This window comes from Haladaptatus sp. AB643, from assembly GCF_024136975.1.
GTDB lineage: Archaea > Halobacteriota > Halobacteria > Halobacteriales > Haladaptataceae > Haladaptatus.
Window position 1 is genome coordinate 1 of the sequence record NZ_JAMYJW010000015.1, and the last position, 13,938, is coordinate 13,938.

General features: G+C 61.3%; 13 protein-coding genes and 1 pseudogene. 10 read left to right on the plus strand and 4 right to left on the minus strand.

Annotated elements, in window-relative coordinates:
- A partial coding sequence (locus NKF25_RS21610; RefSeq protein ID WP_342766349.1) for an oligopeptide/dipeptide ABC transporter ATP-binding protein occupies nucleotides 1–350 on the plus strand: 350 nt, incomplete at its 5' end.
- Nucleotides 347–1,480, plus strand: coding sequence for an oligopeptide/dipeptide ABC transporter ATP-binding protein (locus NKF25_RS21615; RefSeq protein ID WP_253228707.1), 1,134 nt, complete (start codon nucleotides 347–349; stop codon nucleotides 1,478–1,480). The genes NKF25_RS21610 and NKF25_RS21615, both read left to right, overlap by 4 nt.
- 39 nt (nucleotides 1,481–1,519) lie before the next feature.
- Here the strand turns inward: NKF25_RS21615 and NKF25_RS21620 are convergent, their stop codons facing one another.
- On the minus strand, nucleotides 1,520–2,626 hold the full coding sequence (locus NKF25_RS21620; protein WP_253228708.1) for a Gfo/Idh/MocA family oxidoreductase: 1,107 nt from the start codon (nucleotides 2,624–2,626) through the stop codon (nucleotides 1,520–1,522).
- 132 nt (nucleotides 2,627–2,758) lie between these two features.
- Here NKF25_RS21620 and NKF25_RS21625 point away from each other — a divergent pair, with 132 nt between their 5' ends.
- Complete coding sequence (locus tag NKF25_RS21625) at nucleotides 2,759–3,217, plus strand: universal stress protein (RefSeq protein WP_253228709.1); 459 nt, start codon at nucleotides 2,759–2,761, stop codon at nucleotides 3,215–3,217.
- A 25-nt stretch (nucleotides 3,218–3,242) separates the two neighbouring features.
- On the opposite strand, the gene NKF25_RS21630 is transcribed toward NKF25_RS21625, so the two are convergent.
- Entirely contained in the window at nucleotides 3,243–3,974 is a 732-nt protein-coding gene (locus NKF25_RS21630; protein WP_253228710.1) for a sugar phosphate isomerase/epimerase, read from the minus strand.
- Nucleotides 3,975–4,127: 153 nt separating this feature from the next.
- Between NKF25_RS21630 and NKF25_RS21635 the strand changes: the two are divergent.
- From NKF25_RS21635 to NKF25_RS21655, 5 genes and pseudogenes are all read left to right on the plus strand, one after another.
- Nucleotides 4,128–4,676 (plus strand): annotated as a pseudogene (locus NKF25_RS21635) (Gfo/Idh/MocA family oxidoreductase); the annotation flags it as partial.
- A gap of 130 nt (nucleotides 4,677–4,806) precedes the next feature.
- Complete coding sequence (locus NKF25_RS21640) at nucleotides 4,807–5,199, plus strand: Gfo/Idh/MocA family oxidoreductase (protein WP_253228711.1); 393 nt, start codon at nucleotides 4,807–4,809, stop codon at nucleotides 5,197–5,199.
- Nucleotides 5,200–5,277: 78 nt separating this feature from the next.
- Nucleotides 5,278–6,060, plus strand: coding sequence for an IclR family transcriptional regulator (locus tag NKF25_RS21645; protein ID WP_253228712.1), 783 nt, complete (start codon nucleotides 5,278–5,280; stop codon nucleotides 6,058–6,060).
- A 295-nt stretch (nucleotides 6,061–6,355) separates the two neighbouring features.
- Nucleotides 6,356–7,438, plus strand: a complete 1,083-nt coding sequence (locus tag NKF25_RS21650) for an outer membrane lipoprotein-sorting protein (RefSeq protein WP_253228713.1) — start codon at nucleotides 6,356–6,358, stop codon at nucleotides 7,436–7,438.
- Between the two features lie 161 nt (nucleotides 7,439–7,599).
- Nucleotides 7,600–8,796, plus strand: a complete 1,197-nt coding sequence (locus tag NKF25_RS21655) for an MFS transporter (protein WP_253228714.1) — start codon at nucleotides 7,600–7,602, stop codon at nucleotides 8,794–8,796.
- Nucleotides 8,797–8,806: 10 nt separating this feature from the next.
- Here NKF25_RS21655 and NKF25_RS21660 read toward each other — a convergent pair whose 3' ends face one another.
- Nucleotides 8,807–9,190 (minus strand): hypothetical protein, encoded by a 384-nt coding sequence (locus NKF25_RS21660; RefSeq protein ID WP_253228715.1) that lies wholly within the window; start codon nucleotides 9,188–9,190, stop codon nucleotides 8,807–8,809.
- 98 nt (nucleotides 9,191–9,288) lie between these two features.
- Complete coding sequence (gene glmS / locus NKF25_RS21665; RefSeq protein WP_253228716.1) at nucleotides 9,289–11,088, minus strand: glutamine--fructose-6-phosphate transaminase (isomerizing); 1,800 nt, start codon at nucleotides 11,086–11,088, stop codon at nucleotides 9,289–9,291.
- A gap of 766 nt (nucleotides 11,089–11,854) precedes the next feature.
- Between glmS and NKF25_RS21670 the strand changes: the two genes are divergently transcribed.
- Nucleotides 11,855–12,931: a DUF4350 domain-containing protein gene (locus tag NKF25_RS21670; RefSeq protein WP_253228717.1), complete on the plus strand. Its 1,077-nt coding sequence runs from the start codon at nucleotides 11,855–11,857 to the stop codon at nucleotides 12,929–12,931.
- Nucleotides 12,924–13,937 carry a MoxR family ATPase gene (locus NKF25_RS21675; protein ID WP_253228718.1) on the plus strand — a complete coding sequence of 338 codons (1,014 nt, stop codon included), beginning with the start codon at nucleotides 12,924–12,926 and terminating at the stop codon, nucleotides 13,935–13,937. Before NKF25_RS21670 ends, NKF25_RS21675 begins: the two co-directional genes overlap by 8 nt.
- Nucleotide 13,938: the final 1 nt, after the last annotated feature.

A 13,938-nucleotide genomic window follows, 5' to 3' on the forward strand; every position in this document is an offset into this window, starting at 1 on the left:
AGGTCGGCCCTTCCGAGGAGATCGTGAACGATGCCGCGCACCCGTACACGCGAGCGCTGTTGAATTCGACGCCAAGTCTGAACGCGCCGCTCGAAGAGATGCGTCCCATCGAAGGACAGAGTCCCGCGCCGATCAACGTGCCGAAGGGGTGTGCGTATCACCCGCGCTGTCCGCTCGCGACCGACGAGTGCGTGCAGACCGACCCGCCGTTCGACCATCCGACGCCCGAGCACGCGGTGGCGTGCTACCACTGGCAAGAGGCCCAGGAGGAGATCGAATTGAATTACGAAGAACTACTGCAAGCGAATCAAATCGAAAGTCCCGCGGACGAACGAGGTGAGAATCAATGAGCACAAACGAGGAACCACTCCTATCGTTGGAGAACGTGGAAGTACACTTCGAGAAGGAATCGGGACCGCTCGATTTCGGCAACGAACCCCAGACCGTTCGGGCGGTCGATGGTGTCTCGCTGGACATCATGGAAAACGACGTAATCTCGCTCGTCGGCGAATCCGGGTGTGGAAAGACGACGCTCGGGAAGACGGCCATCGGTCTCCAGCGACCGACGGCGGGGAGCGTGAAGTACCGCGGGCACGACATCTGGGACATCCGCGATGGGAACAGCGACAGCGACTTGGAGTGGATGGACGTGCGCAAATCGCTGCAGATCATCCATCAGGACCCGGGAAGTTCGTTGAATCCGAATCGCCGCATCGTGGCGATTCTGTCCGAACCGTTGCGGCAAGTGAGTCCGGGCTTGAGCACGGGCGAACGCCGGGAACGGATTTATTCGCTCCTCGAACGAGTCGGAATGAACCCGGCGGCTGATTTCGCCGAACGCTACCCGCACCAGTTGTCGGGCGGGGAGAAACAGCGTGTCGTGTTGTGCCGGGCGCTGTTGATGAATCCGGACGTGATCCTGGCGGACGAGGCGATCAGCGCGCTGGACGTGTCGCTGCGCGTTGAGATGATGGACTTGATGCTCGAATTGCAGGACGTGTTCGACACTTCGTACGTGTTCATCAGCCACGACCTGTCGAACGCGCGGTACTTCACCGAGCACGGCGGTGGAAAGGTGGGCGTGATGTATCTGGGTCGGTTGGCGGAACTCGGTCCGGCCGAGCAGTTGATCGGCAGTCCGAACCATCCGTACACCTCGGTACTTCGATGGGCGACGCCGGACTTGGGCATGGACATGTCGGTGACGGGCGACTTCCCGATGCGGAAAATCGACATCCCGGACCCGGTGAACCCGCCGAGCGGGTGCCGGTTCCACACGCGGTGCCCGGAAGCGCGTGAGGTATGTACGCGCGAGACGCCAGAACCGATGGCCGTCGGCGACGCGTCGGTCTGCGCCTGCTTCCGCGTCGAGGAGACCCACGAGTACTGGAACAGTCCGCCAATCGAAGAAATGGAAAATGACGATTCGGATGCCGACTCCGGATTGGGATCGACGAGCGAAGGCGTCGAGTCGGACTAACGCTGTTCCCCTCGCCGTCGAAAAAAGTTCGATTTTGTTTTACGCGCCGTCTTCGTCGACCGGCGGTTTCGGCGTGAGCGCACCCGACTCGACCAGCGACGAGAGCGGGTTGTCGTCGATTTCGAGCGGCAGGTCCACCCGTCCGCGACTCCGGACCGACTCGTAGCCCGCGAACAGGACCTCCGCGGTGTTGAGCCCGATTCGGCCGCTGATGGTGGGTTCCCGTCCCGTTTCGAGCGAGTCGATGATTTCCGCGACTGCGCGGTCGTGGAACTTCGACCCGTACCGTCCTTCCTCCTTGCCCGTGGCGTGCATCGTCTCGCCATCGACGTCGATTTCGGTTCGGGTGCCGTCGCGTTCGAGTTCGAGCATCGGGCCGTCGGCGGCGTCGATTCTGATGACGCCATCGCTTCCGCGGAGGAGGAGCGCCGCGCCGACGAACTCCGATTCGGGTTCCGTGGACACGAGACCGTACACGCCGTTCGTGTAGCGCCACTGTGCCCACATCTGGTTCTCCTGGTGGACGCCGAACCGAACGTCCTCGTCCCGGTAGTCGAGCCCTGCGATGACCCATTCGGCCGACCGGTCGCCGTTGAACATCCCGGCGAGGTCTACCGTGTGTGCGCCGGTGTCGTAGAAGTCGCCCCAGCCGATTTCGACGCGCTGAAGCTCGCCGATTTCGCCGTCGTCGAGCAGTCGTTTCGCCTCCGTGAACGGTCGGCCGAAGCGACGCTGTCGGTTGAACGTGAGTTGGACGTCCCGCCGATAACACTCCTGAACCATTCGCTGTGCGTCGGCCCATTCGGTCGCCATGGGCTTCTCGCAGTGAATCGCCTCGACACCGCGTTTGGCACACCCGACGACGATGTCCTCGTGTATCGCGGGTGGAACGGTGATGCTGACGATGTCCGGTTCCACGGTTTCCACCATCTCCACGTACTCCTCGAACACGCCGTCTTCCGGGATATCGAACGTCTCCGCGAAGGCGGCGGCGTTCTCCGGGACGATGTCGGCACAGCCGACGAGGCGGCAGTCGTCGTCGTTTCGGTACGCTTCGGCGTGTCGATAGCCCATGGCGAATCCTTTGACCGTCGGGTTGGCTGGGTCCGGTCCGGTTCCGATGATAGCGACAGTGTATTCACTCATTGAAACATCTAGCGTAACACAGACCAGTGTCATAGTGATTTCCCCCTGATGCGGCGTCGGTCGCCCGATTTTCCGGGCTATGAGTCGCAACTATCCTCTCGTTTTATATACTTCCATTCGTCTATCGCTGGTATGGAACGTGGTGTAGTAGCCATCGATACGACGGACACGCACAGGGACCTCCTCCGCGAAGCGGGAACGTATGCCGCTGCGAGCGACGCCGAACTGGTAGTTCTGGCGTTTCTGGACGAATCGGAGTACGAAGCCGACGTCGAAACGCTCGAATCCGTCGGGGAAGTCGAGAACGTGAACTACGATACCGGGGCCGTGACGGAGGCGGCGGCGAACGAAGCCACCGAGTTCGCGGCCGAAGTTCTCGACGGTATGGACGTCGATTTCAGGACCGTCGTCGCCGTCGTCGATGACAAGGAGCGGGGAACCCGCGTCATCGAAGCCGGGGAGAAGTACGACTGTGACCACGCGTTCGTCGTCGGAAAATCTCGGTCTCCGACCGGAAAGGCGCTGTTCGGCGACTTCGCCCAGCGGGTCGTCCTCAACTTCGACGGCTACGTGACGCTCACGATGGGGTAGTCGGTCAGAAAAAGAACGGTCCCGTTCAGAACTTTTGCAGCACGTCGCCGCCGTGGGAGAGCGACGCCATCGCGTCTTCGGGTTCGTCGTGTTCGTAAATCGCCCACTCGACGCCCGCTTCGTCGACCGCGCTCGCACAGGCGTCAACGTCGAGAACGCCGTCACCGACTTCCGTCGGCGACCGCGACTCGTCGGCGTCCGAGACGTGCACGAGCGGAATCCGGTCGCCCCATCGTTCGAGGAAGCCGGTCGGGTCGACACCCGCTGCCGACGCCCAACCGAGGTCCACTTCGAGCGCGAGCGAGTCACCGGACGATTCGGCGAACCGTTCGAACGCCGGACGGCCGTCGACCGCCTCGAACTCGTGGTCGTGGTTGTGGTAGCCAAGTTCGACGCCGTGGTCGGCGACTCGGTCCGCGAGCGACGTGAGTCGATCCGCGGACGCGTCGATGGCGTCCTCGCTCTCGAAATGTTCGGGATCGAGCCACGGAACGACGAGGCGGTCACAATCGAGCGAATCGTAGAATTCGACCGTCCCTTCGAGGTCGTCTTCCAGTTCCTCGATACCGACGTGTGCGGCGACCGATTCCATTCCCGCACCGTCGAGGGCGTCCATGACGGCGTCCGTGTCGGCGTCGCCGATCCGGTTCGCGTATTCGACGCCCTCGAATCCGGCGTCTCCGGCGCTCGTGATCAGTTCGGGGAGCGGTTCATCGACTGCTCGTAGCGAGTACAACTGCACGGCTGGTCGGGCCATATTCGTACCCGACGAAGAGGAGGGTAAAAACGGTTGCTTTCGCGGAACCTCAGTTCGAAACGGGATTGGGGACATCACACGTCGCGTGTCGTCCACCTAATTTTCGACCGGGGTAAGCCAAAGCTGAATAACGTCGCCTGCGGAGCCACGAGCATGCGCAACGACATCACGCTCGATATCGGGGTGGTCGGCCTCGGGACGCACGGTCTGAACCGCGCCCAGACCCTCGTCGATTTCGACCAGCGGGTGTACGGTTCCGACGCGAGTTCGGAGGCGCGACGGCGATTCGAACGCCGGTTCGACGGCGCTCATTTCGAGAGTCCGACGGAACTGTTCGAGGAGGACCTGGACGCGGTCGTGATCACGACGCCAAACAAGTTCCACGAACCCGTCGCGACGACGGCGATGGAACAGGGAATCGACGTGTTCATGGAGAAACCGCTCGCCCACACGTTGGAGAGCGCGGAACGGATCGCGGCAACCGCCGAGGAGACAGGGCAAACATGTATGGTCGGCTTCCAGAGCCGGTTTCTGAACGTCTGTAAGATACTCAAATGGTACATCGACAAGGGGTTTTTCGGCGAAATCACGCACGTTCAGGCGGCGTACATGCGTCGCCGTGGCGTCCCCGGCAGGGGGTCGTGGTACACGTCGAAGGAACTCGCGGGCGGCGGGGCGCTCATCGACATCGGAATCCACGTGATGGATTTGCTGTTTTACTTCCTCGACGAACCGGACATCGTCGACGTGAAATCCACGACGCGATGTGATTTCGGGAATCGGGACTCCTACGCCTATCTCAAGATGTGGGGGGGAGGACGACGATGCGAACATGTTCGACGTGGAGGATTCGGCGTCGGCGTTTCTGGAGTTCGACGGCGAGCGAACGGCGACGGTGGAAACCGCGTGGGCGGTCAACGCCGACTCAGTCCACTCCTACCGGATTCACGGGACCGAAGCCGGTGCGCTGTTGGACATCACAGACATCCGGGACACCGATGTGGACGTCTCTCAGATGCTCAAATTCTTCGAGACCCGGAGCGGCGGCGTGGATCACTACCTCGATACGTCCGTCACCGCGAACCACAACGACCCGTATCGTGAGCAAATACGGTCGTTCATCGACGCCGTTGCACACGACGAACCGCCGACCACCAACACCGTCGAGCAGGCGCTCGCCGTCCAGCGACTCGTGGACCGCGTCTACGCCGACAACGACCGATAAACCCGAGGCGACGAGAGGAGTTTGATAGCGTCAAACGATTAGGGCAGATTCTTATGGTTTCGCGACCCACGTCAGCCCATGGCACGAGACGGGAACGGGAGCAAGACCATCAAATCGGTCGGCAACGCGTTTCGGGTGTTGGACGCGCTGGACGAACACGAGCGGATGGGTGTGACGGCCCTCGCCGACGAAGTCGGACTCTCGAAGGGAACGGTGCACCACTACCTGGCGACGCTTCTCGAACACGATTTCGTGGAGCGGGCGGACGGCGAGTACCAACTCGGACTTCGTCCGCTCACGTACGGTGGTGCGGTGCGGGAGCGCGAGACGGTCTTCCAAATCGGCAAGGAGAGCGTCGACAGGCTCGCGAAGACGACCGGCGAAACCGCTCGACTCGTGGTCGAACGACACGGGTACGGAATCACGCTGTATCAGTCCACCCGCCACGACCGCGCGGACATCAACACCCATCTCGGCACGCAGGAGGACCTTCACAGCACGGCGGCCGGAAAGGCGATGCTCGCGGCGATGGACGGGACGAGAATCGACGAGGTTCTCGACTGGGGCGCGTTGCACCGATACACGGACAGGACCATCGTCGAGGAGTCGTCGCTTCGCGCGGAACTCGACGACATTCGGTCGCGCGGCATCGCTTTCGACGACGAGGAGCAGTTCGAGGGCGTCCGATGCGTCGCCACCGCGCTCGTGACGGAAACGGACGAACTCCTCGGCGCGATCAGCGTGAGCGGTCCCGTCGAGCGTATCGACGACGACACGTTCCGCAGGGAGATTCCACAGGAGATCCGAAACGTAGCTGGCGTCATCGAAGTCAACACGGCGTATCTCGATTGGATGGAGTAGTCGCTGCTCGTCTCCGGCATCCACATTCACGTCAAGATCAAACACGTTCATTTTTCACGGATAATCGTCCTCCAGTGAGGGACGGCTATGGGAACACGACGAGATCACGGAATGATTTATATGCTTTCGTTGAGATCCGTTAATTATGAGTTGTTAGTTTATCCAAATCGGAGAACTATCTCCTCGGATTGGAACGACTCCCACGTTTTACCCATCGTCGAACCGTGTTACTAACACTCATTTTTCAACATTATTCAAAAACTTTCTTTATAGAACGTTGATAACATCGGCGCGCATGGTTGCACGAAAGTCCCTGCTTGCAGTTGGTCTCCTCACCCTCGTCGTTGCCGTCTCGTTCGTCGGCTACGCCAGCGTTGGGAACCAGGTCTCTGCAAAGGAGGATACGACACCATCGGAAGCGACGATCGAACAGCACGCCCTCGGTAACAACACGACCGTCGATAGCGTCTCCGGGACGGTCACGATCACGACGGACGGGCCGGACGGGAATCAGACCGTCGAAGCCGACATCTGGCAGCGAACGCCGGACCACGTCCGCTACGAGTACACCGACGGCCCGCAGGCCGGAACCGTGATGGTCTCGAACGGTTCGGACCTGTGGATGTATAACGACACCACGAACACCGCGCGACACCTGCGTCTCGACGGCGAGAACGCCGGACTCATCCAAAACATGAGCAACGCCCTCCAGGGGATTTCGGACGGTTTCGAGGCGAACTACCAGGGAACCGCGACGGTCTCCGGCCACGAGACGTACGTCGTCTCGCTCCAGCCGAAAAACGAATCGATGCAGGCTATGATGGGCAACGCGACGGTGTGGCTCGACCAGAAGAACTGGTTCCCGGTCAAGGAACGGATCACGACGAACGTCGGCAACGAATCCACGACGACCACGATGACGTACTCCAACCTGACGTACAACGCGTCGATTCCGGACGACCGGTTCACGTTCACCCCGCCGGAGGACGCACACGTCATCGACGTCACCCTCCCGCAGACCACGACGTACTCATCGGTCGATGCGGCACAGAAAGCGGTGGACTACACCATCCGTGAACCGTCGTCGGTTCCCGACGGCTACTCGCTCGAAAACGTGACGGTGACGACCTCGAACGGAAACGCCTCCGTGTCCCTGGAGTACACGAACGGTTCGGATACGTTGGCCGTCTCCCAGACGCCCGCGACCCGCACGGTTGACGGCGACGGGACCGTCTCGATTGCCGGGCACGACGGAAGCTACTCCAACGTCGGCGACCGAGGCATCGTTCAGTGGTCCGACGGGGATCACAGCTACTCGGTCGTCGGGTCGCTCTCCGAAGAGGAACTCGTCGACTTCGCGGAATCGCTCTACTGCTAACCACCCGATAGCCGCCGCGGTTACGACGGCTCGATTTTTTCACTGGCTTCGTGAAGTCGACACGACCGAGAGTGTGTTCGTGGTTTCCGAATCGACTTCCCGAATCGGCTTTCGTATCGAAACTCTCTCCGCGGTTCGTCTCGAACGCTTCGCTAGCAAGAATGAAACGCCTCCAAGCGATTCGAGATTCTCCGATGACGGCCGTCATCTTCGCCAGTACGCTCGTCGCCGTCATGGGTGTCTCCCTGATAAGTCCCGCCCTCCCCGCTGTGCAGGAAGCGTGGGGTATCTCCGAAACGCAAGCGAGTCTGTTGCTCTCCGCGTTCACGCTTCCCGGTGTCGTTCTCACGGTTCCGATCGGACTGCTCGCCGACCGAATCGGTCGCAAACGTATCCTCGTCCCCTCGCTCATCGTCTTCGGCCTGAGCGGGTCCGCGGTCGTCCTGCTCAAGGGCCACTTCACCTCTATCCTCCTCCTCCGCGCGATACAGGGCGCGGCCAGCAGCGCTATCGCTACCATGACGGTCACGCTCATCGGCGACTGCTTCGCCGGGGAGAAACGCCGCACGCTCATCGGAATGAACGCCGCAATTCTCGCGGTCGGTGCAGCGGGGTACCCGCTCCTCGGCGGGGCGCTCGCGACGCTCTCGTGGACGGCTCCGTTCCTCTGTTTCCTACTCGGGGTCGTCGTCGCGCCGTTCGGCCTCGCGTTCCTCGAAGAACCGCCCCGTCACGACGCGAACTCCGGCGGGACGATCCGGGAGTTCGTCACCGGGCCGACCTCCATGCGGCCGTTCGCCGTGCTGTACGTCGCCATCTTCGGCATCTTCGTGCTCCTGTACGGTGCCCAACTCACCGTGGTTCCGTTCATCCTCGACGGATCGTACGGACTCTCGTCGGGTGGAATCGGGTTACTGCTCGGTCTCCCGGCGGTGGCGATGGGGACCACGGCGATGCAGGGCGACCGGCTGTTGGGGTGGCTCTCCAGTTTCCAATCCATCGCGCTCGGGTTCACGAGTTACGGCGTCGGCCTCGTCCTGCTCGCCCTGACCGACTCGCTCGCTGTCGTCGCCGTGGCGCTGTTGCTGTTCGGCCTCGGACAGGGCCTCGCCGAACCCATCACTGACACGGCGCTCAACGAACTCGCGCCCGACGAGTTCCGCGGCAGTATCATGAGCGTCCGGACCACCGTTCTCCGACTCGGGACGACCGTCGGCCCGCCGCTTTGTGTCGGTCTTTCGGCCGTCTTCGACTACGGGGAAACGCTCCTCGTCTGCGGCGTCGCCGCGTTGGTCATCGGAATCGGATGGCTGTTGCTCCGAAGCGCACGACCCGAACGAGCAGTTGTTTCCAATTGAAAAAAGAGTCTCAGAACGGGTACCAGTCGGGTGCCGGTGCTTTCTCGCGCTGTCGGCGGAGCGGCGGCACTGCCCGCACGACACCGAATAGGAACCGATTGACTCCCGTTCCGGCACCCATTCCGATCATCACGAACGGGAGAACGGCGATGGGAATCGTTCGAGTCACGATGAGCGCTATCGTGAGGAGTCCGATGGCCACCAACGCCCGGAGACCGGTGCGGCTTCTGTCCGCTGCGAACGTCAGAACGAACGTGACGAACACCGCGACGATACCGACCCACCATCGTTCGACCGCGGCAGAACGAACCCCTAACACCGATACGCCAACCGTAATACTCGACAGCGCGGACAACAGCCCGAACGCGACGATTTTACGATTGCTTTCGTCCATTTCGTATAACTATTCTACCACGAAAGCATAACTATTGTGCGCGTCAGCAGCCACGACGTCGCTCGTGGGACGACTGGCGGTCGAAGGGGAATCGCCCGCTACTCGACCGTGACGCTCTTTGCGAGGTTTCGCGGTTTGTCGATATCGCGGCCGAGGAGTCGTGCCGTGTGATACGCGAGTAGTTGATACTGGACGTTGACGAGTATCGGTGCGAGCGTCGGATTCGTCGGCGGGATGGACAGTATCTCGTCGGCGAACTCCTCGACGGACGATTGACCGTCGGTGACGACGACGAGTGGTGCATCGCGCGCCTTTACTTCCTTCGCGTTCGAGACGGTTTTTCGGGCTATTTCGTCGTCCCCGACGATCGAGACGAACACCGGCGTTTCCTCCGTCACCAGCGCGAGCGGGCCGTGTTTGAGTTCGCCAGCCGCGAACCCTTCCGCGTGTTGGTAGGTTATCTCCTTCATCTTGAGTGCGCCTTCCAACGCGACGGGATACTGCATCCCTCGCCCGATGAAGAAATTGCCGGAACTGTCCACGAACCGACGCGCAATCGCCTCGGCGTTGCTCGTATCGAGTACCGCTTGTATCTGTTCGGGCAACTCGGTCAGCGCCGAAGCGAGTCGTCGCGTTTCGTCGCGGGACGACTCGTCCGCCGATAGCTGAAGGACGAACAGCACGAGCGTGACGAGTTGGCTCGCGAACGTCTTGGTCGCGGCGACGCTGATTTCGGGACCCGACCGGATGTACAGCGCATCGTCACATTCCCGTGTCGCGGTGCTTCCGATGACGTTCGTCAGCGCGAGCGTGTACGCATCGCGTTCGTTGGCGACGCGAAGCGCCGAGAGGGTGTCCGCCGTTTCGCCGCTCTGGGTGACGCCGACGACGAGCGTTCCGTCCCGAATCGGTGGCGGGGACATCGCGTACTCGCTCGCCAGATGGGCCTGTGCCGGAATCCCCCGCTCACACAACAGTTTCGCGCCGTAGAGCGCCGCGTGATAGCTGGTTCCACAGGCGACGAGGTGGACGGAATCCACTGCTCGATGATCGGCGGCAGCGTCTAGCGAGACGAAATTCCCGGCAAATCGGTCACGCAGACACTCGCGGAGCGCGCTCGACTGTTCGTAAATCTCCTTTATCATGTAGTGGTCGTGATGACCTTTGGCCATCGCTTCCGCGTCCCACTCGATCGCCGTCCCCGTCTTCGGTTGTGGGTTTCCGCTTTCATCGACGATGGTGTATCCGTCCTCCGAGAGGTAGGCGAACTCACCGTCGTGGAGATGAACGACGGTGTCGGTTCGCTCGACCAGCGCGGTCACGTCGCTCGCGATGTACACCCCGTCGCCGACGCCGAGGACGAGCGACGAATCCTTCCGCGTCGCCATCACTTCGTCACACGACTCGAACACCGCCGCGATGGCGTAGCTCCCCTCCAATTTTTCGACCGCGAGTCGAAACGCCTCCTTCGGTGTCGCTCCCCTATCGAGATAGTTGCCGATGAGGTGCGGAATGACTTCCGTGTCAGTCTCGCTCTCGAATTCGTGACCCAACCCGTGCAGTTCGTCGCGCAGGGAATGATTGTTCTCGATGATGCCGTTGTGGACGACCGCGACCCTGTTTTCACAGTCCGTATGCGGATGTGCGTTCTCGTCCGACGGCTTGCCGTGCGTGCTCCAGCGGGTATGGCCGATCCCGACCGTTCCACCGAGGTCGTTTTCGTCTCGAACCGCTCCGACCAGTTCGTCCAGTTCCCCTTCACGCTTGAGAACGTGAATCCGGGAGTTGCTTACGGCTAACCCTGCCGAATCGTATCCACGATATTCCAACTTCGCCAACCCGTTCAGTAGTGTCGGTACGAGATCCGTTCCGCCCGTACACCCGATGATGCCACACATGAGAAACTATCCTCCGTAACTCTCGAAGCAGTTGGTCGCTCCAGAACTCTCGGAGCAGTTGGTCGTTCCGCGTGCCGTTCTCCTGGCCCCCCACACGTTTTTGCTTCGTTTTATCCATCCCTCATTTCGAGTATTGCCATGGGTTACGACCCCGCTTTCGATCAATAGCGCTGACATAATTCTCACGCATCTACTATGATACCACCTATATTTGTTATTTAGGATATTACTGGGTGCTAATCCAGATTTTTTGCTAGTATTCCAAAAGAATCTCAGGTACTCCAACAACAACTAGTGACGATGACAGACACGCTATCGACGGATGAGTAAGCGGCCGGTTGGTACTGTGAGTGCCCCTGTTGGATCAGGAAAAACTCACGGAATCGAAGTAGACCGCTCGTATCGACATTATTCGGTAGCAAACCGCTTCAGTTCGAACCGTTATCATATCCTCGGAAATAAGTTACCGAGTAGAAATCATTACTTATAACTAGTTTATATGTCTTCATTTGTGGTAGTGGTATACTACTCCACTTTCACTGGAATTCCGTACTAATACGGGGGTATTCCAACAAAACAAGGGTCCGATCGGACCGGACGGAGCGAATTCATCATCCGTTGACCCGTCACGACAGCCGATAGATTTGTAACGAACATCGTCGCATGCCCAGTGATGACCGGAGCGTTGCACTCGTTCGTGGGACGCGGGGGGAGCCACCGTGCCCCGGGGTAAAACCGAACAGCGGCGGCGACCCGAGGGACGACGGTGACGCGATCAGCGCCATTTCGTCCGCCGACCGTTCTCGTCCTCGCCCTCGCGGCGCTCGTCCTCGTCACGGTCGCCGTCGGCAGCGTCACATCGACGACCGATTTCGGTGCGTACAATCCCACGTGGGACGGTACCTCTACCCTCAGAGGGTGGATAGCCGATGCGGGCGGCGGTCCGAACGTCGTGCTCGATTCGGCGACGTACCGCACGCTCCCTGCGAATCGGACGGTGGTGTTCGTCGTCGCACCCCGCTCGTCGAAATCGAGCGCATCCCTACGGAATTTCGTCCATCGCGGCGGCACCGTCGTCGTGATGGACGACCGTGCGAACACGAGCAACGCGCTCCTCGCGTCGCTCGGGGCGCGCGCTCGATCCGACGGAAGCGTCCTCCGTGACGAACGCCACAACTACCACTCACCAGCTATGCCAATTGCAACCAACGTCTCGAACGGTCCGCTCACGCGGAACGTCCATCGACTGACCCTCAACTACGGAACCGCCGTCCGACCACACGGAGCGACCCCGCTCGTCTCCACCTCTGACTTCGCCTATCGGGACTCCAACGACAACGGTACGCTCGACGCGGACGAAAGCCTCGACAGCTACCCAGTGGTGACCGCCGAAAACGTCAGCAAGGGTCGCGTCGTCGTCGTCGGTGATCCGAGTGTTGCCATCAACTCGATGCTATCCCGTCCCGGAAACGAGCGGTTCGTTCGCGGCCTCATCGCCGCACACGACCGCGCCGTCTTCGATTACACACAGGTCGAGGGACCACCGCCGTTCGCGCTCGTTCTCATCGTCGTCCGCCGCTCGCTCGCCGCCCAACTCGCGCTCGTCGGAGCGTTCGTGCTCGTCGCCCTCGGAATTCGTCACCCTGAGACGGTTTCACCCGCCGTTCGCCGACTGACCGAACGATTCGGCGTGGACTCCGAGGAGCCCACACATCCGACCCTCGACACCGACGAACTCGTCGTCGCCATCGAGGAACGGTACCCCTCGTGGTCCCACGAACGCATCGAGCGTCTCGTCGCCGATATCCAAGCCGCGCGGGAGGGAGGTGACGCCGATGACTGATGCCGAAGCGCTGTACGAGTCCATCCGGACGGAAATCGCTCGCGTGCTCATCGGCAAGGAAACACTCGTGGAGAATCTCACGATTTCGCTGTTGACCGACGGACACGTCCTGCTCGAAGGTGTCCCCGGTATCGCCAAGACGACGGTCGCGAACCTCTTTGCGGGCGCGACCGGCCTCTCGCACAACCGAATTCAGATGACACCCGATCTGCTCCCGGCCGACATCACCGGGACGCACGTCTACCGCGAGAACACCGGTGAGTTCACGCTTCAGAAGGGGTCCATCTTCGCCAACCTCGTCGTCGCCGACGAGATCAATCGCGCGACGCCGAAGACCCAAAGCGCCTTCCTCGAAGCGATGGAGGAGGACAACGTGAGCATCAACGGGGAGACGCTCTCGCTGCCCGACCCGTTCATGGTCATCGCCACGCAGAACCCCATCGACATGGAGGGAACCTACCAACTGCCGGAAGCCCAGCGCGACCGTTTCCAGCAGAAAATCGTGGTCGAACTCCCGTCCGGGGCCGAAGAGCGCGAACTGCTCGACAGGATCGACGTGAACCCGAACCTGGGGCCGGACGACGTCGAACAGGTCGTGACGACCGACGCCATCGACGAGGCGCGCCAGCAGGTCACGACGGTCCACGTCGCACCCGAGATAAAGGAGTACATCCAGCGACTGGTGGAGGCAGTTCGCGCCCACGAGGCGGTCGAATACGGTGGTTCGCCCCGTGCCTCCATCGCGTTCCTTCAGACCGCGAAGGCGCGGGCGGCGATTCACGGTCGTTCCTACGTGATTCCCGACGACGTGAAGTTCCACCTCCGTCCGATACTCGTCCACCGACTCGTGCTCGACGCCGATGCGGCGCTGAGCGACACGACCGTGGAGGACGTGCTCGCGGCCGTCGAGACCGCGACGAACCCGCCCGGCAGTACGACGGACGAATTCGCGGCGACGGCCGACGGCGGTCGCCGCGAAGACGAGGACAAAGACGACTTCGAGTAAC

Excerpts from the sequence above, each read along its gene's own strand:
- NKF25_RS21615 (WP_253228707.1), top strand. The coding sequence starts at position 347 with ATGAGCACAAACGAGGAACCACTCCTATCGTTGGAGAACGTGGAAGTA.
- NKF25_RS21620 (WP_253228708.1), bottom strand. The coding sequence starts at position 2,626 with ATGAGTGAATACACTGTCGCTATCATCGGAACCGGACCGGACCCAGCC.
- NKF25_RS21625 (WP_253228709.1), top strand. The coding sequence starts at position 2,759 with ATGGAACGTGGTGTAGTAGCCATCGATACGACGGACACGCACAGGGAC.
- NKF25_RS21630 (WP_253228710.1), bottom strand. The coding sequence starts at position 3,974 with ATGGCCCGACCAGCCGTGCAGTTGTACTCGCTACGAGCAGTCGATGAA.
- NKF25_RS21640 (WP_253228711.1), top strand. The coding sequence starts at position 4,807 with ATGTTCGACGTGGAGGATTCGGCGTCGGCGTTTCTGGAGTTCGACGGC.
- NKF25_RS21645 (WP_253228712.1), top strand. The coding sequence starts at position 5,278 with ATGGCACGAGACGGGAACGGGAGCAAGACCATCAAATCGGTCGGCAAC.
- NKF25_RS21650 (WP_253228713.1), top strand. The coding sequence starts at position 6,356 with ATGGTTGCACGAAAGTCCCTGCTTGCAGTTGGTCTCCTCACCCTCGTC.
- NKF25_RS21655 (WP_253228714.1), top strand. The coding sequence starts at position 7,600 with ATGAAACGCCTCCAAGCGATTCGAGATTCTCCGATGACGGCCGTCATC.
- NKF25_RS21660 (WP_253228715.1), bottom strand. The coding sequence starts at position 9,190 with ATGGACGAAAGCAATCGTAAAATCGTCGCGTTCGGGCTGTTGTCCGCG.
- glmS (WP_253228716.1), bottom strand. The coding sequence starts at position 11,088 with ATGTGTGGCATCATCGGGTGTACGGGCGGAACGGATCTCGTACCGACA.
- NKF25_RS21675 (WP_253228718.1), top strand. The coding sequence starts at position 12,924 with ATGACTGATGCCGAAGCGCTGTACGAGTCCATCCGGACGGAAATCGCT.